The following is a 19,462-nucleotide window of genomic DNA, read 5'->3' on the forward strand; positions in this document are numbered from 1 at the left end:
TTCGAGCCGGAGGCTCTCTTGAGGGGCGTTCAGCCGCTGGTTCCTCACGTACGCCTTCCCGTCTTGCTAGCCGGACCCGCGCCATCTGGCAGTGCTGACGCGTCCCGTCGTTGTCAGGACTGCTTCCACCCTCACCCCCGTCCCGGAGGTTCGGGCTGCCCTCAGCTTCACCGTGCTACTGCGACAACACGGCGGTGGTGGTCTCTCACCCCCACTCGGTTCAACAGCGCCTCGTGGCGCTCGATGTCGGTGACCCACAGCTCATTCGCCCGAAGCCGATGGAACTTGCGATTGACCAGATCGTCGGCGGTCACGACACCCTTGAGCCGCTTGACCCGTGCAGGTCCTGGAAGCCCGTAGATCCCGGCCTGCGTCATCAGGACCGACACCAGCCGCGAGCTGACCTGGACGTCCATCGCCATCGTCAGCTCCGCATGGACACGGCGGTAGCCGTAGGTGCCGCGGGAAGCGACGTGGACCTCCCGGATCAGACCGGTCAGCCACTGCCGGCGCAACTGAGTCGCCGACATCGGACGCCGTTTGTAGCGGTAATAGCCCTGCCGCGAGACCCCAAGCACCCGGCAAGCAACGTCGACGGACATCCCGGCATCGGCCAGTCGGTCGATCACCGGGTGAACCCTTTTGGGTGTGGCTTGTCCTGGTCCAGGAACTTCGCCGCTTGACGGACGATCGCCAGGTCGGTCTCGAGTTCCCGGATGCGCTTACGGGCCGCACGGAGCTCGCCCGACTCCGAGGTAGTAACGCCGGAGCGCTCGCCACGGTCGATCTGATCCTGGCGCACCCAGTTGTGAAGACAGCCAGCGCTGATGCCGAGCTCGTAGGCGGTCTGCTTGACCTGCTTGCCCGAACGGACCAGCGCGACAGCGCGTGCACGGAACTCGGGCGGATAGGGACGAGGCACTCTCGGAGCCTTTCAGTCAGGCCCTCGACTCATCACCGAATCTGGAACCCAATCCGTAGTGCAGCTCACAGTCCACTCGGTCCCGTCGTCGCTGGTGACGGTGAGGTGGTTGCCGATGTAGGCGGCCAGCTCGTCGGAATAGGTCGAGACCTCGCTGCTGCCGTAGTCAGTGCCGAGTGCTTGATCGAGGGTCTCGAGGGCGATGCTGATGGTTACGTCGGCGCCGTCGTCGCCGGTATGGACGGAGAGCGTGCTGCTATCGAGGCTGTGTGGCTGGGCGGGCGACGGGAGAAGGGCCACGGCCGCTGCAACCGTGGCTGCCCCTCCCAAGAGCGCCAGTCGGCGGAGTGCGCCGGCCACGGCTCAGGCGTCCAGGCCGGAGAAGGTGGGAGTCTCCTCTTCGCCGTCCCAGGTGACGCGGAAAGTGAACGCATCCTCGAGGGCGGCCTCGTACTCGGCGGCCTCGGCCGGCGTGATCGTGCCGTCCTCGAGCAGGTTGTCGATCGCGGGGCTCCAGGAATCAACGAGCGCGTCGACAAGGGCCTGGGGGTCGACGCCGATGTCCTCGGCGACGGCCTCGAGGTTCTGGCCCTGCTCCTCCATGCGAACGTGGAGCTCGCCGTGGCTGATGGCGAGCACTTCGTCGAGCACGTCTTGGACGGGCTGGTGGCCGCGGTGCAGGTCGAGGCTGCCGTCGCCATACGCGTCCTGGATCAGCGTCACGAGTTCCTCCTCAGTGGTCACAGAGGAGGGATCGACGGACTCGCCGGGGCCGCCGACGCTCATCTCCGTGCCGTCCGGGGCGTGCCGCCTTCGGGAAGCGCCCCCTCCTCCGGCACCTCGGTCGCGGACTCGGTCGATGACGACGTGGTGGGGGAGCTAGAGGTGGCTGTGGCCGAGGAGTCGTCTTCAGCCGCGGCAGTGCAAGCCGCGGCGACCGGAATGATGATGAGCATGCTCGCTGCGGCAAGCTTCTTGCGGGACTTCACTTGGTGTCTCGTTTCGTCTGGAGGCTCGACACCACCGACGATCACAATCTCCGCTGTGCGTTCCCTGATTCGGGTCTGTGCCGTACCGATGGACTTCGACAGCGGGCTTGGGTCCGCGCTCGGAGGCACCGGTGGGTTTCCGTGACGTGCGGTGCGGACGTGCGGCGACAGTGGTGTCACCAGGTTCGTTGCGCAGGCTGACGGCGCCACCCTGGGCCGCCACGATCACCTGCACCGGGGACAGATTGAGGCCGACGCCACCTTCGCGATGGCGGACACCGCGGGCCAAACAGATCCACTCCGAGGCGGCCGCCGCCGTCGAACGCGTCGCTGACAGTCGTGATAGCGACGGACTTCCCATCGTTGCCGGGCCTCGCCGATATCGCCGATATCGCCGATGCCGCCGCTCGAGCCGTCGAAGGGCCGTGCCGGCGGTCCATCGTCGCGGACGCGATTCGTACGGCGACAACTAGTGTCCGTCGACCTTGGGGGAGCGCTAGGTCGAGATCTGTCCGTACCTCTCCCTGGTGAAGTCCTCCAAGCGGGTGGCCAGTGCAGCCAAGGTGCGATGGGCTGGGTGATCGTGTGACCACGTAGCCGCTAGTTCAATCTGCAGTCGCGCATTCTGCGTGCCCGTGGTCAGTTCGAGTGGGATGAGGCCGAATCTGGGATCGTCTGTCGCGATGGCCGCCCCCGCCCTGCGGCTGCTAGAGCCTGGGCGATGGTGCTGCTCGCCGCGTCGATCACGGACGTTGCGTGCACGCCGTGGTGGGTGAGTGCAGCGTCCCATGATCGGCGTGCGGAGGTGTCAAGCGGCGGCAGAATGACTGGCTCGCTCGCTGCCTCGTCCAGCGTCACGTGGGCTCGGCCCGCCCACGGATGATCGGCCGGAACCTGTAGCCAGACGGGAAGGTGCGCGAGCGTGCGGCGGGCGTACGTTCGGGAACTGTCGGTCGTCATGACTACCACGTCTGCCCCTCTGGCGAAGAGCGCGGCGGGCGTGGTGCCTTCGGTGGTCCAGACGTCGATCGTCGGCGCTTCCGAACCCAGCGTGGCGACAAACGGCGCGACAATGTCGTTCAGCGTCACGCTTGGCGCAGCGATGGTGAGACTCTCGAGTGTCCCGCTGCCTCGTGCGTGCGCCGCCATTGCCAGTGCGCGAGAGGCCGCCAACACACCGCGAGCCATGGGCAGAAGGGTTCGGCCCGATGACGTGGGGATCAGGCGGCCGGTGCTGCGGTCGAACATGTCGACGCCGAGGTCTCGTTCGAATTGTCGCAGTTGACGCGACAGGTTCGGCTGCGTGATGTGCAGTGTCTGAGCCGCTCGGCTGACGGAGCCTTCGTCACACACCGTCACGAAGTACTGGATATGGCGCAGTTCCATGGACTCAGTATGCCTGAAACGCAATCAGATCCTGCCTAGGAAGTATTCGACTGCATAGGTCCTCGCGGACCACACTGGTGCGGCATCCCATCCGAGCCCACCAGAAAGCCGATCACGATGCCGATCCCTCAGCGCCGAAGGCTGGTCACCGCTATCCCGGGTCCGATCTCGAAGGAGTTGATGAGTCGCAAGGCTGGAGCCGTTGCGGCGGGCGTCGGGACGACGATGCCAGTGTTCGCTGCGCGCGCCGCGGGGGGAATCGTCGAGGATGTCGACGGCAACCACTTGATCGATCTTGGGTCTGGGATCGCTGTCACCACAGTCGGCAACAGCGCGCCGCGGGTTGTCGAGGCCGTGCGGGCGCAGGTCGCTGAGTTCACCCACACGTGCTTCATGGTGACGCCATACGAGAGCTACGTGGCAGTTGCCGAGCGGCTGAACGAACTGACACCAGGTACACATGACAAGCGCACCGCATTGTTCAACTCGGGGGCAGAGGCGGTCGAGAACGCCATCAAGATAGCTCGCGCTCACACCGGACGTCAGGCGGTGGTCGTGTTCGATCACGCCTACCATGGGCGGACGAACCTCACGATGGCGATGACGGCGAAGAGCATGCCTTACAAGCATGGGTTCGGACCGTTCGCCTCTGAGGTCTACCGCGCCCCGTTGTCGTATCCGTTCCGCGACGAGGTCGACGGACCGACGGCCGCTCGCCGTGCCATTGAGGTCGTCGAGAAGCAGGTCGGCGGGGCGAACCTGGCGGCGATGGTGATCGAGCCGATCCAGGGTGAGGGCGGATTCATCGAGCCGGCTGCGGGCTTCCTGTCCGCGCTGATCGAGTGGTGCACCGCGAACGGCGTCGTGTTCGTGGCTGACGAGGTCCAGACCGGCTTCGCCCGCACCGGTGACATGTTCGCCTGCGATCACGAGGGCGTTGTTCCCGATCTGATTGTGACGGCCAAGGGTATTGCCGGGGGATTGCCCTTGTCGGCAGTCACGGGCCGAACAGAGATCATGGACGCACCACACTCTGGCGGTCTCGGGGGTACCTACGGCGGAAACCCACTGGCTTGTGCGGCTGCGCTGGCTGCAATCGACACCATCGTCGAGGACGGGCTGACCGCTCGCGCACGTGAGATCGGAACGCTGATGCTGGCCGAACTGCAACGTATGCGGGCGGTCGACCCTCGCATCGGCGATGTTCGCGGCCGCGGGGCGATGATCGCAGTCGAGCTGGTTCGTGCCGGCACCAGCGAGCCCGACGCGGATCTTGCGCGTGCCGTCGCCGCAACTGCCCACGCCGCGGGCGTGATTGTGCTCACCTGCGGCACGTTCGGCAATGTTCTGAGGTTCCTGCCGCCCTTGACGATCAGCGATGGGCTGTTGGCCGAGGCGCTCGAAGTCCTCCGCGATGCCCTGACGACTCTCGCATGACGGCCGTGGCTCAATCGACCGACGAGGCAGGGCCGTTGGCCGACGCTGTGGCTCAGCTCGAGCAGGCCGCAGAGATCCTCGGCTACGACGGGGGCACTCTCGACATGCTGCGTGCGCCGCGGCGCGAAGTCACTGTGAGTATCCCGTTGAGGCGAGACGACGGGTCGGTCGAAGTGCTCACCGGACACCGGGTGCAGCACAGCCTCACCCGCGGCCCGGCGAAGGGTGGGGTCAGGTTCAGCGCCCACGTGGACCTCGACGAGGTGCGCGCCCTGGCGATGTGGATGACCTGGAAGTGCGCCTTGATGCACCTGCCCTACGGGGGCGCGAAGGGCGGTGTTCGCATTGCTCCAGAGAACTACTCGGCGGCTGAACTGGAGCGAGTGACGCGCCGCTTCACCTCCGAGATCCTTCCGGTGATCGGCCCCAATCGTGATATTCCGGCACCGGATATCGGCACAGATGAGCGTCACATGGCCTGGATGATGGACACCTTCTCGGTTGCCAGTGGTCACACCGTATTGGGCGTGACCACTGGGAAGCCCGTCGGACTAGGGGGATCCCTCGGGCGCGCGGGCGCGACGTCGTTCGGTGTCGTGGAGATCGCTCTGGCCGCCCTCAGGCACGTCGGCATCACCCCCCGCATGCGACCGCAGCGGTCCAGGGATTCGGCAAGGTCGGCCGCGGAGCAGCCCGCTTGCTGGAGGAGGCAGGTATCCGTGTGATCGCTGTCAGCGATGCGTCGGGAAGCATCTGGAACCGCAATGGGATCGACGTGCAGGCCCTCGCCACCCACGTCGACGGGACCGGCGCCGTCCAGCACTTCGACGGCGGGGTTCCGATCGAGAGCGACACGCTGCTAACGCTCGATGTCGACCTCTTGGTCCCGGCCGCGATCGAGGGCGTGATCAACGCCGCGAACGCCGACCGAGTCCGCGCGGCCGTCGTAGTTGAAGGCGCAAACGGCCCCACGACCACGGAGGCCGACCAGGTCCTTGCCGACCGCGGCGTACTCGTCGTGCCCGACATCCTCGCCAACGCCGGCGGCGTCGTCGTGTCCTACTTCGAATGGGTCCAAGCCAACCAGGCCTATTGGTGGAGCGAGACGGACGTCGAAAGCCGCCTGTCAGAGCGTATGGCGTCCGCCTGGAACGACGTCTTGACCGAGGCGACCCGCCGGGACGTCTCACTACGAACTGCGGCCACCTGCTTGGCCGTGCAAAGGGTCGCAGAGGCCCACCGCCAGAGAGGACTCTACCCGTGATCAGCGCCACTTTCGAAGTCGAGGACCCCGCCACCCTTGCGGTGATTGATCACGTCCCTGACGCCACTGTCGAGCAAGCCACCGCTGCCCTGGGCCGCGCCCACCAGGCCTTTCCAACCTGGGCCTCGCTCGCTCCACGCCGCCGATCAGAGGTGTTGCGCACGGCGTTCGACCTCATGCTGCGCGACAAGGATCGACTCGCCGCGCTCATCGCCCACGAGAACGGTAAGTCGCTCGCCGACGCTGCCGCCGAGGTCGCCTACGCGGCGGAGTTCTTCCGATGGTTCTCCGAGGAAGCAGTACGTCCAGCTGGCGAGTTCGGCGAAGCACCTGCTGGAGGAGCGCGCTCTGTGGTGCACCACAAGCCCGCCGGTGTCGCCGCGCTCGTCACCCCGTGGAACTTCCCCGCCGCGATGGCGACCCGCAAGATCGCACCGGCTCTTGCAGCAGGGTGCACGGCGGTCTTGAAACCAGCAGCCGAGACCCCGCTGACAGCGCTCGCAATCGCCGACCTGCTGCGTGAGGCGGGCCTTCCCGACGGAGTGCTGGAGATTGTGCCCACGACCGCTGCGGCCGACGTGGTGTCGGCCTGGATGGGCGACGCCCGGGTCCGGAAGATCTCCTTCACCGGATCCACCGCAGTCGGTCGCATCCTGCTCGCCCAGGCCGCAGACCGTGTGGTCAACGCCTCGATGGAGCTGGGTGGCAATGCTCCGCTCGTAGTCACCGAGGACGCCGATCTCGACACCGCGGTGACCGGAGCGATGATCGCCAAGTTCCGAAACGGCGGACAGGCATGCACTGCCGCCAACCGAATCTACGTCCACGATGCCATCGCGGAGGAGTTCATCGCCCGATTCGGTGCCGAGGTGGAGAAACTCACCGTCGGTCCCGCTGCAGACGGCTCGGCCATCGGCCCGATGATCTCCAAGGCCGCCGCCGAAAGGATCGCGGCCGTTGTGGAGGACGCGGTCCGGCAAGGTGCACGCATCTCGCACCAGGCGCGCATGCCCGAAGCTCCGGGACACTTCTTCGCGCCCACCGTCCTTGTCGACGTGAAGCCCGACAACTCGATTCTCGCCCAAGAGATCTTTGGGCCCGTGGCCCCATCGTCGCGTACACCGATGACGCCGACCTCATCAAGCAGGCCAACAACACCGAGTACGGCCTTGCTGCCTACGTCTTCGCCGGCGACCTCGGCCGAGCCCTGCGCCTTGCCGAGCGGCTCGATGCCGGCATGGTTGGTGTCAACCGAGGTGTCGTCTCCGACCCGTCCGCCCCGTTCGGGGGCGTGAAGCAAAGTGGCCTCGGCCGAGAAGGTGCTCGCGAGGGCCTGCGCGAATTCCAAGAGGCTCAGTATCTCTCTGTGGCTTGGGATGCATGCACAGCATGACTGCCGCGGAGTTGAACCTGGTGATCGAATCGGCCCTCGTTCAGAGTTCGAGCCCCGACCGTTCAGTGACGGTTGCGCAGACCCTACGCGCCTTCGACGACCTCAGGCGAGCAGTCTCGGAACGTCTGACCGGGACCGATGGACTGTTCGCCGGCTTCGATGACCTCCATTTGGATTTCCCTGAAGAGGGAACGAAACAGGTTGCCGTGACTGCCCTGGTATCTCGACTCGACCGCAAGCATCACATCGTGGTCTACGACGCCTTCACTACCCAGGACGGCCACGGACAACCGTGCTCCGGCAGACACATCGCTTCCGGACACGGCGCCACCCTCACGCCGAAGGCGGCGTGGGCGTGAGCGGGGAGAGCCTTGGCACCGCCCGGGTCAAGCGAGGCATGGCCGAGATGCTCAAGGGCGGCGTGATCATGGACGTGGTCACCCCGAGCAGGCCAAGATCGCCGAGGACGCCGGCGCGGTCGCGGTGATGGCACTGGAGCGGGTCCCGGCCGACATCCGGGCCCAGGGCGGGGTGTCCCGGATGAGCGACCCCGACATGATCGACGGCATCGTCGAGGCGGTCTCCATCCCGGTGATGGCCAAGGCCCGGATCGGTCACTTCGCCGAGGCGCAGGTGCTGCAGTCGCTGGGGGTGGACTACATCGACGAGTCCGAGGTGCTCACCCCCGCCGACTACGAGAACCACATCGACAAGTGGGCCTTCCAGGTCCCCTTCGTCTGCGGTGCGACCAACCTGGGTGAGGCGCTGCGTCGGATCACCGAGGGTGCGGCGATGATCCGGTCCAAGGGCGAGGCCGGCACCGGCGACGTGTCCAACGCCGTGACGCACATGCGCACGATCCGCAAGGAGATCCGTCGCCTGGGGGCGCTGTCGCCGGACGAGCTGTTCGTCGCAGCCAAGGAGCTGCAGGCACCCTTCGACCTGGTGGCCGAGGTCGCCCGGTCCGGCAAGCTGCCGGTCGTGCTGTTCACCGCGGGTGGGATCGCGACGCCGGCGGATGCGGCGATGATGATGCAGCTGGGCGCGGAGGGTGTGTTCGTGGGCTCGGGGATCTTCAAGTCCGGCAACCCCGCCCAGCGGGCCGAGGCGATCGTGAAGGCGACCACCTTCTTCGACGACCCGGACGTGGTGGCGAAGGTGTCGATGGGCCTGGGCGAGGCGATGGTGGGCATCAACGTCGAGGAGATCCCGGCGCCGCATCGCCTGGCCGAGCGCGGCTGGTGATGCCCTGCGGCGTCAGGCTGGGTTGGACGCGCCCGGCCCGAGGCCGTTCAGCACTCATTGAGTGAGGTCGATGCCCTCGTCGACACCACCCGCGGAGCGATCGGCCCGCGTTCCTTCCGGCATGTGCATGTCGAGGTTGGGATGTCTCCTGACTCGGGTGAAGGCGACACGCCGGCGGGCTCGTTGACTGGTCGGTGCTCGGAGTCGGACGGCTCCGACGTCGACGTGAGGAGTTGAGATGACCAACCTGACCCATCGCACTGCGATTGTTACGGGTGGAGGCAGCGGAATCGGCGCCGCGATCTGTCGAGCCCTCGGGGAGCAGGGGCCTTCGTGACGGTCGCCGATCGCGATGCGAGGGCTGCATCAGCAGTGGCCGACGAGATTGGGGGAAAGGCGTGGACCGTCGACCTGACCGACACCCGCGCACTCACCGACCTCAGCCTCGAGTGCGACATCCTCGTCAACAACGCGGGTTTCCAGCGGGTCGCTCCCATCGAAGAGTTCGAGCCTGAGAACTTCCGCGCCATGATCGCCTTGATGCTCGAGGCGCCCTTTCTTCTCGTGAGGGCCGCACTGCCTTCGATGTACTCGAATCGCTTCGGACGGATCGTCAACGTGACCTCGATACACGGCCTGCGGGCGTCGCCGTTCAAGTCTGCCTACGTCGCGGCGAAGCACGGGCTTGAAGGTTTCTCGAAGGTCACGGCGCTCGAGGCCGGCCCGAAAGGCGTGACCAGCAACTGCATCAGCCCTGGCTACGTTCGGACGCCTCTGGTTGACCAGCAGATCGCTGACCAGGCTGCCGCGCACGGCATGAGCGAGCCCGACGTGATGGAGAAGGTGCTGCTTGAGCGCTCAGCCGTCAAGCGATTGGCTGAACCCCGGGAGATTGCCGACATGGCGCTGTGGCTGTGCGGCGATTCCGCGGGTCTGGCGAACGGTGCATCTTTCACCCTCGACGGCGGCTGGTCCGCACACTGACTCCCGAACTTCTCCGTATGCCGGCAGCGTGCCGCGCCAGAACTTCGATGTCCGCACATCGTTCGCCGGGTCGAGTTTGCCACGATCGAACGCATCATTGAGACCCACATCACGAGGAGAGTCATGGCGCGATTCGATGGAAAGACCGCGATCATCACCGGCGGGAGCAAGGGACTGGGCTTCGGGTTCGCCGATCGACTCGGATCAGAAGGAGCGAAGGTTCTGATCACCGCCCGCACGGAGTCCGAGCTCGTGGCAGCGGAGAAGGAGCTGGTCGACCGAGGCATCGACGCGTTCTCGATCGTGGGGGATATGGCGTCGCCGTCGATCGGCGACGAGTTGGTCGATGCTGCCATGTCGCGCTGGGGTCAGGTCGACGTGGTCGTCAACAACGCCGGCCTCTTCGATGCTGCTGACTTCCTCGACATTGCGCTGGACAACTGGAACTACGTCATCAACGCGATGCTGACGGGACCGTTCCTGTTGGCGCAGGCCGCCGCGAGGCAGATGGTGAAGGCAGGCAAGGGATCGATCGTGAACATCTCCTCGATCGACGGTCACGTCGCCGACGGCCCCTACACGAGCTATGGCGCGGCGAAGGCCGGGCTGCACACCATGACCAAGTACATCGCCACGGAACTCGGACGTCACGGCGTCCGGTGCAACTCGATCAGCCCGGGCTGGGTCGACACGCCCATGGTCGCCTCGTCGGTATCCGAGGAGATGCACGACCGCATGCTGCAGGGGTTCACGCGCGTCCCGTTGCGTCGTCTGCTGACGGTCGATGAACTCGCGGCAGCCTGTGCGTTCCTGGCCAGTGACGATGCATCGGGGGTCACCGGCATCGATCTGGTTGTAGACGGCGGAACTCTGGCCGACGCGCACATCATTCCCGTGGCTGACAACCTGCTGAAGCTGGCCAACCTCGACTGAGGGACACGGGTGGCCGCGCCTGGGGGCGTGGCCACCCGTGTCGCGTCAGACGCCTTGGTTGGCGAGGTCGCGCGCGAAGGCCAACAGGGTGCGAGGCCGGTGTCCCGTCACCTCTTCGACCGTGTCCGAGAGTCCGGCGAAGCCGCCTCGCTGCACTCGCTCATAGGTCCACCGGAGTTCCGCGCGGTCGAATCCGGTGAACCCCTCGAGAGCCTCGTCAGTCGACACTTCACGATGAACGACCGTCCGCTCCAGGCCTTCGGACAGGATGGCCGCGGTCTGCGGCGCCGACAGAGGCTCGGGACCGTTGATCTCGAGGATCCGGCCCGCGTACACGTCGGGTGCCAGCAGGGCGTGCTCGACCACCTCGGCGACGTCGCGAGCGTCGATCCATGCGAGTGAGGCGCCGTGGCTCGCGAACCTCAATTCCCTGTCCGCCAGGACAGCCTGGCGGAAGAAGCGGTCGTCGCTCAGGAGCTGCATGAACCAGCCGGGCCGCACGATCGTCCAGGAATGCCCTCGCGACGTCACTAGGTTCTCGATCCGCATGGGCCAACTGTCCGGTCCGAGCGAGTGCGCGTCCCACTCCGACACCAGAACCACATGGGTCGTCGTCGGCACTTGCCGAAGAAACCCTTCGATCAACTCCGGCGTGTCGCCGCGATCCGGCCGGACCAAGTAGATCGCATCGGCGTTGTGCGCGCACGTCCAACTGGTGGAGTCGTCCCAGTCGAACCAGGTCGGTTCCACGCCTTCGACGGTGATGAGTCCGGGCCGACTGCTGCCTGCGCGCACCACCACGCCGTGTCGGTCGGCGAGGGAGCGGGTCAAGGGATCGCCAGTCTTGCCGCGGGCGCCGGTGATGAGCACGTTGGTCATTGATGCCTCCAAGCGGTTGGTGTCGCTTTCGATCCTCGCGACGCCGCTCGGGTGCGCGATGCCTGGACATCGAAGTTCTCGACCTCCCGTCGCCGGAAACCGGAGGACCGTCCGCGAAGGAGAGTTTCCTGTTGGCGCTGGCACGGATCTGAGCGCACTCTTCCTTGGGTGTATCCGCGGCGCTTTACGGTTGCGAAACGCGATCGACCCCGGGGCGTGACCCGATCGGCAGCCCTTTCCGCACATCGTCCGGTGCCGAATTCAACTTTCCTGGTTCCGTAGATCCGCGCGAACCTGTCCAGCGCCAGAATCTCGGTGATCCAGGTCACAGATCCCGCCGAGATGGTCTCCCGCGGGGTGGGTCGGTATGGAAGAGAAAGGCTTGTCCATGAGTGTGTCGTCGGAGTCATCCACCTCGAGTGCAGGATCTACGGAGGAGTCCGATCTCCCCGTGAGGCTTCATGGCCGCATTGGCGCTCTCGGCCTGCTGTTCATGATCATCGCGTTCAACGGTCCGCTGTCAGGCGTCATCGGCTACGTACCGGTCGTCATCGGCTACGGCAACGGGCTCGGCGCACCCGTGGCGTTTCTCTTCGGCGGGATCGTCCTGACCGCGTTCGCGGTCGGCTTCGTCAGCATGTCGAAGTGGGTTCCGAACCCGGGAGGCTTCTACTCGTTCATCACTGCCGGCCTCGGCCGCACGATGGGGCTCGGCGCGTCGATGCTGGCGCTCGCCACCTACTTCGTGATCAGCCTCAGTTCTGCTGCCTACTTCGGCATCGCCATGAAGCAGCTTGTCGAAGTCACGTTCAACGGCCCGGTGATCGACTGGTGGGTGTACGGCATCGGCATCCTCGTCGCGGTCGGGCTGCTCGGCTACCGCCATCTCGAGGTCTCGGCGAAGGCACTCTTCGTCCTGCTCGGCGCGGAGATGCTGATCGTCGCGATCTACGACATCGCGGTCCTCGTGCAGGGCGGAGCCGAAGGGCTCTCGGCTGACTTCGTGGAACCGAGCCACATCTTCTCTGGTTCGGTGGGCCTGGCTATCATGTTCGCCACCATCACGTTCGCAGGGTTCGAGTCCACCGTCGTGTTCCGCCATGAGGTCCGCGACCCCGACCGCACAATTCCGCGGGCGACCTTCGGGTTTCTGGCCGTCGTTGGCATCTGCTACGCATTTTCGGCGTGGATCGTGACGCAGGCGCTCGGCCCGAGTGTTGCCGTTGAGGCGACGGCGGCTGACCCGACGGGATCGGTGTTTGCCACGATCGAGCAGTTCCTCGGGGCCTTCGGCGTCGACGCCGTGAACGTGCTCCTCAACACGAGCATCATCGCCGCGATCATTTCGATGCACAACGTTATGTCGCGATACATCTTCAATCTTTCGACGCACGGCGTGTTCAGCAAGCGTCTCGCAGTGGTTCACGCGTCGCATCAGTCGCCTTATCGCGCATCGGTGGTCACCACGATCGCGTGCGTCGTCGGTCTCGCGGCGCTCGCGATCAGCCAGGCTGACATCGTGTTGCTGTACGCGCAGCTGGGAGGCATCTTCGGCTACGCGCTCCTGGTGCTCTTGGTGGTGACTGACGTCGCGGTCATCGTCTTCTTCTGGCGCACGAAGCCCATGGGCGTGCCGGTATGGAAGCGCATCGTGGCCCCAGTGGTTGCGCTGATGGGCTTGGTGACCGTCCTGGTGCTCGGCACACTGAACATCGACTTCCTCCTCGGCGTGTCGGCGGGTCAGGCCTACATCATCTGCGGTGCGGTCTACGTCCTGTGGGCCTTGGGCTCGCTGTGGGCCCAGGTGCTCAAGCGTCGCCGCCCCGGCGTGTACCAGTCCATCGGCGACTGACGACGCCGTGCCGTCGCGGCCAGGCAGATCTCGGGCATGGGCCGCGATCTGGTTCGAGGAGTGGGCGGACGGGACAGTTCGTCGCGGCTCCCACCACGGTGAGTCGACCGTTGAAGTCGAATGACTAGGTCAAATCGATGTAGCAAGGAGCAGGCGTGGACAAGGTAGTGACATCCGCGACCGAGGCCGTGGCCGACATTCGCGCAGGATCGACCGTGACAGTAGGTGGCTTCGGACTGTGCGGAGTCCCCGCGGTGCTTATCCAGGCGCTGTACGACTCGGGGGTCGGTGACCTCGAGGTGGTCTCGAACAACGCGGGAGTCGACGACTGGGGGCTGGGCATCCTGCTCGGTTCTGGTCGTCTGCGCCGGGTCGTCGCGTCGTACGTGGGTGAGAACAAGGAGTTCGCGCGGCAGTACCTCGCGGGTGAGCTGGAGGTCGAGCTCACTCCGCAGGGGACGCTCGCAGAGCGCATGCGTGCCGGAGGTTCGGGCATAGCGGCGTTCTACACCCAGACCGGGGTCGGAACTGCCGTGGCAGATGGCGGGATGCCCTGGCGGTACGACGGTCGGGGCGCCGTTTCCGTGGCGTCTCCGCGCAAGGTCGTCGAGACCTTCGAGACCAAGCTCGGGTCCCGGGAATTCGTGCGGGAGGAAGCGATCGTCTCTGACTTCGGCTTGGTGCGCGCCTGGAAAGGCGATCGCCACGGCAACCTGGTCTTCCGTCGGTCGGCGCGCAACTTCAACCCGCTGGCAGCGATGGCTGGGCGGGTCGCAATCGCCGAGGTCGAACAGTTGGTCGAGCCGGGAGAGCTGGACCCGAACGACGTCCACCTTCCCGGGGTCTTCGTGCACCGCGTGGTACCCCTGACGGCCGCGCAGGCCGCCGACAAGCGCATCGAGAAGCGAACCGTGCGCACCGACGCTGAGGAGGCGGCCCATGACGTGGACGCGTGAGCAGATGGCGGCACGCGCTGCGCGCGAGCTGAACGACGGCGACTACGTGAACCTGGGGATCGGGCTACCGACCCTGGTGCCCACGTACGTCCCGGACGATGTGGAGCTCGTGTTGCAGAGCGAGAACGGGATCCTAGGCACGGGCGCGTTCCCGACGGAGGACGAGGTCGACCCGGACCTGATCAATGCGGGCAAGCAGACCGTTACTGTGCGAGCGGGCGCCAGCTTCTTCGACTCTGCGCTGAGCTTCGGAATGATCCGAGCCGGCAAGGTAGACACCGCGATCCTCGGTGCGATGCAGGTTTCGGCAGAGGGCGACATCGCCAACTGGATGATCCCGGGGAAGATGGTCAAGGGCATGGGCGGTGCCATGGATCTGGTTCACGGCGCCTCGCGGGTGATCGTGCTGATGGAGCACGTCGCCCGTGACGGGTCGCCGAAGATTCTGCGTGAGTGCACGCTGCCCCTCACTGGTCGCCGGGTCGTCCACCGCGTGATCACCGATCTGTGCGTGCTTGATGTAACGCCCGATGGGCTCGCGATCCGCGAGCTTGCTCCTGGCGTCACGCTCGCCGAGGTCGAGGCGGCCACGGCGGCTGTCGTCCGCGGCCCTCGGGCACTGCGTGAGGACCTCGTCCGATGACCGAGCCCCGATCGATCGACGGCGTGACAGTGATCGGCGCCGGGCTCATGGGAGCCGGCATCGCCGAAGTGCTTGGCCGCGGCGGCATCTCCGTCCAGCTGTTCGACGAGCGGGACGGTGCTGCCGACCGCGCTGCGGCGGCCATGGCGCTGGCCAACGTCACCAGCCACCCGTCGCTGGAGGACGCCCTCCGAGGATCGGATCTGGTGATTGAGGCGATCTACGAGGACCTGGAGGCCAAGGCTCCGCTGCTGCGAGCTCTTGCGGAGCTCGCACCCCGTGTGATCGTCGCGAGCAACACGTCGACGTTCAGCCCGTCGGAACTTGCCAGGCACGCCGCAGATCCGACGCGCCTGCTCGTGGCCCACTTCTTCAACCCGGCAACGGTTGTCCCGCTCGTTGAGCTCGTGCCCGGACCGCAAACGTCTCCTGATGTCGTCGATCTCGTCCAAGGCGTCTTGACCGCCGTCGGGAAGACGGTCGTCCGACTCAATCGAGAGATCGAGGGGTTCGTCGCCAATCGCCTGCAGGCGGCGGTGCTCCGCGAGGCATTCCATCTCGTCGAGACCGGAGTGGTCGACGCGGACGGACTCGATCAGGTCGTTCGGGCCTCGTTGGGCCCGCGGTGGGCACTGGCGGGTCCGTTGCGCGTGGCTGACCTGGGTGGGCTGGGCGTCTTCGCGGCGCTCTGTTCGCGGCTGTTTCCCCTCCTGGACGACCGCGAGCACGCCTCGTGGTTGGAGCGATTGATTGAGGACGACTGGACTGGCGCGGGCTCGCGAGCTCGCATCCACGCCGAGCCCATGGCCGACCACCAGGCGTACATGAAACGACTCAGTGAGCTGTTCGCCGCGACGCCATGAGTGTCGTGATCTTGGGCTTGCCGTGATGCGAAGTCACGTCGTCCAAGTCTTCGGTTTGCGGCGGATGCGACAGTCCGGCGCGATGTCAGCCTGATCCGACTGGCTTGTCGGATCCGGACCCATGCCAGGAGAACTGCCGAACGAGGCGAGGAATCACATGACTGACCGAACGCAGCAGGTCGAGCAGCTCGACGTCGTGATCGTAGGCGCGGGCATCTCCGGCATCGGCGCCGGATACGAGCTCCAGCGCTCCCATCCCGACAAGACGTTCGCCATCGTTGACATGCGCGACGACATCGGGGGCACCTGGGACCTCTTCCGCTATCCGGGAATCCGGTCGGACAGTGACATGTACACCCTCGGGTACTCGTTCGAGCCGTGGACGCAGTCGAAGGCGCTCGCGCCCGCGGCGACCATCAAGGAGTACCTGCGAGCTCCGCTCCACCGCGCCGGCCTCGATCGCCGCCTCCGCCTGGGCCATCGCCTGACCTCCGCGTCCTTCGACACGACGACCGACCGGTGGACCCTTGCGCTCCAGACCGCCGAGGGCTGCCGCGTCATCGAATGCTCGTTCCTATACCTCGGATCCGGGTACTACAGCTACAGCGGCGGCTACAACCCGGAACTTCCAGGCGAGGATCAGTTCTCCGGGATGATCCTGCATCCGCAGGAGTGGCCCGAGGACCTCGATTACGCCGGCCGCCGAGTCGCGGTGATCGGATCCGGTGCCACCGCGGTCACACTCGTGCCCAGCTTGGCCGAGTCGGCTGAGCATGTGGTCATGGTCCAGCGGTCCCCTACATACGTCGTGAACGAAGTCTCGGTGGACGAGGAAGCAGACCGACTGCGTGAGGAGGTGGGCCCGGCCGAAGCGTTCACCCGCATTCGTCTGCGCAACATCCAAGCGCAGCAGGACCGGTACCGCGAGGCACGGGAGAACCCCGAGGCATACAAGAAGGAAATCTTCGACGCGATCGACGAGATGGTCGGCGAGGACATCCGAGCCCAGCACTTCACCCCGGCCTACCAGCCGTGGGACCAGCGGGTCTGCGCCGTCCCGGACGGCGACCTTTTCAAGGCAATCAGGGCGGGCCGGGCCGAGGTGGTCACGGGAACGATCAGCACCCTGAACGAGCACGGCATCGTCATGGCCGACGGGACGGTCGTTGAGGCCGACATCATCGTCAAGGCGACTGGCTTGAACATCATGCCCGGAGGGGAGGCACGCTACACGGTCGACGGTGTGGAGGTGGACTTCTCCTCGACCTTCACCTACAAGGGCTTGGCGTACTCCGGGGTGCCCAACCTGTTCTTCGCGTTCGGATTCTTGAACTCGTCGTGGACCTTGCGGCTCGAGCTGGTGAATGAGTTCTGGTCGCGCGTGTTGAAACACATGGATGCCACGGGCGCCACGCGGGTCACCCCGACCCTCGCTGACGGCGAGGAATCGATGCAACGTCGACCGTTCATCGCAGACGTCAACTCGTCGTACTTCGTCCGTTCGCTTAGCAGGTTCCCCAGCCAGGGGACACCTCCCTGGACTAATCCCCAGGACTACCGCCTGACCCAAGAGATGCTCGCCGACGACCCCGACGACGGATGGCTGCGCTTCACGGGCTGAAGCCGACGCACTCGAAACTGACCGTATTTCACGTCACTCGAAGTCATTGACATCGCATGAATGCATGCCAAACTTAGTCATCTGACTTAGCCGAGTGACTAAGTTGCACTCACTTCCACAGGAGGCCTCATGACGACCGTGACCTATCGATCCTCGGACGGCGCCGCGCGTGAGATCGAAGCCCGCGACGGAAGCTCGCTGATGGAGGTCGCCGTCAAGGACGGCGTGCCGGGCATCGTGGCCGAGTGCGGCGGCGCGGCGGCGTGCGCGACCTGTCACATCTATATCGACGCTGGCTTCGCCCACGTCGTCGGTGAACTCGATGACCTCGAGGACGAGATGCTCGATGACACGGTCGGCGAGCGTCGGGACACCAGCCGCCTGGCCTGCCAGATCATCGTGACCCCCGAGCTGGACGGGATCGTGGTCGAGATTCCCGAGGCCCAGCAATGAGTGCCGGCGACGGTGTCCTGATCGTCGGTGGTGGGCAGGCGGCTTCGCAGCTTGCCGTCTCGCTGCGCGAGCGCGGCTACGACCAGCCGATCCGGATAGTCGGTGAGGAGCGGAACGGGCCGTACCAGCGGCCCCCGCTCTCCAAGGCGTTCCTGGCGGGGAAGGCCGACGCCGAGACCCTCGAGTTCCGGTCCGTGGACTTCTACGCCCGGGAGCACATCGAGGTCGTGACCGGTGAGCGGATCGTCGACGTCGAATTGGGTGACGACGGTGGCGCGGTCCGCTCCGCCTCCGGGTCCTCGTTCTCGTTCGACCAGCTGGTGCTCGCCGTCGGCGCGGAGCCAAGGCGACTGGAGGTTCCGGGACACGATCTCGACGGAGTCGTGTATTTGCGCGATGTCGACGACGCGGAGGACCTGAAGGCCCGGATGGGTACCTGTCGCGACGTTGTTGTGGTCGGTGGGGGTTTCATCGGACTCGAAGCGGCCGCCGTCGCCCGAACACGTGGTCATCGAGTCACGGTGCTCGAGGCAGGATCGAGGCTCCTGGCGCGTGCAGTCGCTCCGGAGATGTCGGAGTTCTATCGTGCGGCACACGAGCGTCGCGGTACGCGGGTCGTTCTCGGCGCCAGTGTCGAGCGGTTCGTCGGTGACGAGCGAGTGCGCCACGTGGAGCTTAGTGACGGCGAGCTGGTCGACGCTGACCTCGTCATCGTGGGAATCGGTGTCGTCCCGCGGACGGCCATCGCGGAGCAGATCGGGCTGATGTGCGACGGTGGGATCCTCGTCGACGCCTACGGGCGTACATCGAACCCTCGTGTGCTTGCGGCAGGTGACTGCACAGTCTCGGTGCATCCTCGCGGTAACGGGTCGGCGATCCGACTCGAGTCCGTCCAGCACGCGGTCGACCAGGCCAAGTGCGTAGCGGCCACGCTCGTCGATCAACTCGAACCGTACGAATCGGTGCCGTGGTTCTGGTCGGACCAGGACACGTTGAAGCTGCAGATCGCCGGACTGTCGACGGGGTATGACCAGGTCGTCGTCCGCGGAAGCGTCCAGGACGAGAAGTTCGCGCTCTTCTACTACCGCGACGGCGTCCTGATCGCCGCCGATGCAGTCAACTCGCCGCGAGACTTCATGGCCGTTCGTCGCGCGCTGGGGGAGGGCCGATCGATTCCCGCCGCTGTCGCGGCGGATCCCGATCAGTCCCTTCGTGCGGCGACGACGTCGCCGGCCGATCTCACGACAGGAGCAAGTGCGTGAACGACCTGAGCAACATCTACCCCAGCATCTCGTGGGATCCCGACTCGCAGATGTGGGAGGACGGCGACTTCCCGCTCACCCTGATCGACCGTGACCCCGAGATCCAGATCCACGTGCTCGGCGATCCGCCGCCGGGTGACCCGACCGTCGGGTTCGCCCGAGGTAAGCCCTCGGTCTTCGAGGTCTCCCTCTCGACGCACGAGACGGTCTTCATCCTGGAAGGAACCGGCCGCGTGGAGGTCGACGGCCGCCTGGTCGAGCTCGCTCCCGGCGTCGCGACCACCTTCAAGCCCGGATGTGTCGCGCGTTGGACCATCGATACGCCGATCCGCGAGCTGTTCGTGATGTCCGCGCCCGTGACGCTCGCTGAGGAGGTCTGA

The 19,462-nt window shown here is 65.9% G+C and carries 19 protein-coding genes and 3 pseudogenes; 17 read left to right on the plus strand and 5 right to left on the minus strand.

Annotation, left to right across the window (positions count from 1 at the left end; genetic code table 11):
- Positions 1-233: 233 nt before the first annotated feature.
- The 3 genes and pseudogenes from FIV43_RS19280 to FIV43_RS19290 form a co-directional block, all read right to left on the minus strand.
- Positions 234-922: pseudogene (locus tag FIV43_RS19280) on the minus strand (transposase); the annotation flags it as partial.
- A 12-nt stretch (positions 923-934) separates the two neighbouring features.
- Complete coding sequence (locus tag FIV43_RS19285) at positions 935-1,282, minus strand: hypothetical protein (RefSeq protein ID WP_141015423.1); 348 nt, start codon at positions 1,280-1,282, stop codon at positions 935-937.
- Positions 1,283-1,285: 3 nt separating this feature from the next.
- A complete protein-coding gene (locus FIV43_RS19290; RefSeq protein WP_141015424.1) occupies positions 1,286-1,525 on the minus strand; it encodes a hypothetical protein in 240 nt (79 codons plus the stop codon).
- A 6-nt stretch (positions 1,526-1,531) separates the two neighbouring features.
- Between FIV43_RS19290 and FIV43_RS19295 the strand changes: the two genes are divergently transcribed.
- Entirely contained in the window at positions 1,532-2,056 is a 525-nt protein-coding gene (locus FIV43_RS19295) for a hypothetical protein (RefSeq protein ID WP_141015425.1), read from the plus strand.
- Between the two features lie 494 nt (positions 2,057-2,550).
- On the opposite strand, the gene FIV43_RS19300 is transcribed toward FIV43_RS19295, so the two are convergent.
- Positions 2,551-3,297: a LysR family transcriptional regulator gene (locus FIV43_RS19300; RefSeq protein WP_196780890.1), complete on the minus strand. Its 747-nt coding sequence runs from the start codon at positions 3,295-3,297 to the stop codon at positions 2,551-2,553.
- A 117-nt stretch (positions 3,298-3,414) separates the two neighbouring features.
- On the opposite strand from FIV43_RS19300, the gene gabT reads away from it, so the two are divergent.
- The 8 genes and pseudogenes from gabT to FIV43_RS19335 all read left to right on the plus strand — a co-directional run bounded on the left by gabT (position 3,415) and on the right by FIV43_RS19335 (position 10,553).
- Positions 3,415-4,734 carry a 4-aminobutyrate--2-oxoglutarate transaminase gene (gabT, locus tag FIV43_RS19305; RefSeq protein ID WP_141015426.1) on the plus strand — a complete coding sequence of 440 codons (1,320 nt, stop codon included), beginning with the start codon at positions 3,415-3,417 and terminating at the stop codon, positions 4,732-4,734.
- Positions 4,731-5,459: a Glu/Leu/Phe/Val family dehydrogenase gene (locus FIV43_RS21720; protein ID WP_196780891.1), complete on the plus strand. Its 729-nt coding sequence runs from the start codon at positions 4,731-4,733 to the stop codon at positions 5,457-5,459. Before gabT ends, FIV43_RS21720 begins: the two co-directional genes overlap by 4 nt.
- A complete protein-coding gene (locus tag FIV43_RS21725) occupies positions 5,432-5,998 on the plus strand; it encodes a Glu/Leu/Phe/Val family dehydrogenase (protein WP_196780892.1) in 567 nt (188 codons plus the stop codon). The genes FIV43_RS21720 and FIV43_RS21725 overlap by 28 nt, the downstream gene beginning before the upstream one ends.
- Before the next feature lie 41 nt (positions 5,999-6,039).
- A pseudogene (locus tag FIV43_RS19315) lies at positions 6,040-7,391 on the plus strand (NAD-dependent succinate-semialdehyde dehydrogenase).
- Entirely contained in the window at positions 7,388-7,750 is a 363-nt protein-coding gene (locus FIV43_RS19320) for a hypothetical protein (protein WP_141015427.1), read from the plus strand. The pseudogene FIV43_RS19315 and the gene FIV43_RS19320 overlap by 4 nt, the downstream one beginning before the upstream one ends.
- 38 nt (positions 7,751-7,788) lie before the next feature.
- Positions 7,789-8,636: pseudogene (pdxS, locus tag FIV43_RS19325) on the plus strand (pyridoxal 5'-phosphate synthase lyase subunit PdxS).
- Positions 8,637-8,969: 333 nt separating this feature from the next.
- Complete coding sequence (locus tag FIV43_RS19330; protein ID WP_231123545.1) at positions 8,970-9,620, plus strand: SDR family oxidoreductase; 651 nt, start codon at positions 8,970-8,972, stop codon at positions 9,618-9,620.
- Positions 9,621-9,743: 123 nt separating this feature from the next.
- Positions 9,744-10,553, plus strand: coding sequence for an SDR family NAD(P)-dependent oxidoreductase (locus tag FIV43_RS19335; RefSeq protein WP_141015428.1), 810 nt, complete (start codon positions 9,744-9,746; stop codon positions 10,551-10,553).
- 45 nt (positions 10,554-10,598) lie between these two features.
- On the opposite strand, the gene FIV43_RS19340 is transcribed toward FIV43_RS19335, so the two are convergent.
- On the minus strand, positions 10,599-11,432 hold the full coding sequence (locus FIV43_RS19340) for a Rossmann-fold NAD(P)-binding domain-containing protein (RefSeq protein WP_141015429.1): 834 nt from the start codon (positions 11,430-11,432) through the stop codon (positions 10,599-10,601).
- Between the two features lie 451 nt (positions 11,433-11,883).
- On the opposite strand from FIV43_RS19340, the gene FIV43_RS19345 reads away from it, so the two are divergent.
- From FIV43_RS19345 to FIV43_RS19380, 8 genes are all read left to right on the plus strand, one after another.
- Complete coding sequence (locus tag FIV43_RS19345; RefSeq protein ID WP_181407594.1) at positions 11,884-13,284, plus strand: APC family permease; 1,401 nt, start codon at positions 11,884-11,886, stop codon at positions 13,282-13,284.
- Positions 13,285-13,439: 155 nt separating this feature from the next.
- Entirely contained in the window at positions 13,440-14,240 is an 801-nt protein-coding gene (locus FIV43_RS19350) for a CoA transferase subunit A (protein WP_141015431.1), read from the plus strand.
- Positions 14,224-14,883 carry a CoA transferase subunit B gene (locus FIV43_RS19355; RefSeq protein WP_141015432.1) on the plus strand — a complete coding sequence of 220 codons (660 nt, stop codon included), beginning with the start codon at positions 14,224-14,226 and terminating at the stop codon, positions 14,881-14,883. The genes FIV43_RS19350 and FIV43_RS19355 overlap by 17 nt, the downstream gene beginning before the upstream one ends.
- A complete protein-coding gene (locus FIV43_RS19360) occupies positions 14,880-15,746 on the plus strand; it encodes a 3-hydroxyacyl-CoA dehydrogenase family protein (RefSeq protein WP_141015433.1) in 867 nt (288 codons plus the stop codon). The genes FIV43_RS19355 and FIV43_RS19360 overlap by 4 nt, the downstream gene beginning before the upstream one ends.
- A 157-nt stretch (positions 15,747-15,903) precedes the next feature.
- Positions 15,904-17,367, plus strand: a complete 1,464-nt coding sequence (locus FIV43_RS19365; RefSeq protein ID WP_141015434.1) for a flavin-containing monooxygenase — start codon at positions 15,904-15,906, stop codon at positions 17,365-17,367.
- A 129-nt stretch (positions 17,368-17,496) separates the two neighbouring features.
- Positions 17,497-17,820: a 2Fe-2S iron-sulfur cluster-binding protein gene (locus FIV43_RS19370; protein WP_141015435.1), complete on the plus strand. Its 324-nt coding sequence runs from the start codon at positions 17,497-17,499 to the stop codon at positions 17,818-17,820.
- Positions 17,817-19,082, plus strand: coding sequence for an NAD(P)/FAD-dependent oxidoreductase (locus FIV43_RS19375; RefSeq protein WP_141015436.1), 1,266 nt, complete (start codon positions 17,817-17,819; stop codon positions 19,080-19,082). The genes FIV43_RS19370 and FIV43_RS19375 overlap by 4 nt, the downstream gene beginning before the upstream one ends.
- Positions 19,079-19,462 carry a cupin domain-containing protein gene (locus FIV43_RS19380; protein ID WP_141015437.1) on the plus strand — a complete coding sequence of 128 codons (384 nt, stop codon included), beginning with the start codon at positions 19,079-19,081 and terminating at the stop codon, positions 19,460-19,462. Before FIV43_RS19375 ends, FIV43_RS19380 begins: the two co-directional genes overlap by 4 nt.

The organism is Nocardioides sambongensis, from assembly GCF_006494815.1.
GTDB lineage: Bacteria > Actinomycetota > Actinomycetes > Propionibacteriales > Nocardioidaceae > Nocardioides > Nocardioides sambongensis.

Bases quoted from the DNA above. Each gene is read 5' to 3' on its own strand.
- FIV43_RS19340 (WP_141015429.1), bottom strand. From the start codon at position 11,432: ATGACCAACGTGCTCATCACCGGCGCCCGCGGCAAGACTGGCGATCCC.
- gabT (WP_141015426.1), top strand. From the start codon at position 3,415: ATGCCGATCCCTCAGCGCCGAAGGCTGGTCACCGCTATCCCGGGTCCG.
- FIV43_RS19365 (WP_141015434.1), top strand. From the start codon at position 15,904: ATGACTGACCGAACGCAGCAGGTCGAGCAGCTCGACGTCGTGATCGTA.
- FIV43_RS19290 (WP_141015424.1), bottom strand. From the start codon at position 1,525: ATGGAGGAGCAGGGCCAGAACCTCGAGGCCGTCGCCGAGGACATCGGC.
- FIV43_RS19360 (WP_141015433.1), top strand. From the start codon at position 14,880: ATGACCGAGCCCCGATCGATCGACGGCGTGACAGTGATCGGCGCCGGG.
- FIV43_RS19320 (WP_141015427.1), top strand. From the start codon at position 7,388: ATGACTGCCGCGGAGTTGAACCTGGTGATCGAATCGGCCCTCGTTCAG.
- FIV43_RS19355 (WP_141015432.1), top strand. From the start codon at position 14,224: ATGACGTGGACGCGTGAGCAGATGGCGGCACGCGCTGCGCGCGAGCTG.
- FIV43_RS19375 (WP_141015436.1), top strand. From the start codon at position 17,817: ATGAGTGCCGGCGACGGTGTCCTGATCGTCGGTGGTGGGCAGGCGGCT.
- FIV43_RS19335 (WP_141015428.1), top strand. From the start codon at position 9,744: ATGGCGCGATTCGATGGAAAGACCGCGATCATCACCGGCGGGAGCAAG.
- FIV43_RS19370 (WP_141015435.1), top strand. From the start codon at position 17,497: ATGACGACCGTGACCTATCGATCCTCGGACGGCGCCGCGCGTGAGATC.
- FIV43_RS19300 (WP_196780890.1), bottom strand. From the start codon at position 3,297: ATGGAACTGCGCCATATCCAGTACTTCGTGACGGTGTGTGACGAAGGC.
- FIV43_RS21720 (WP_196780891.1), top strand. From the start codon at position 4,731: ATGACGGCCGTGGCTCAATCGACCGACGAGGCAGGGCCGTTGGCCGAC.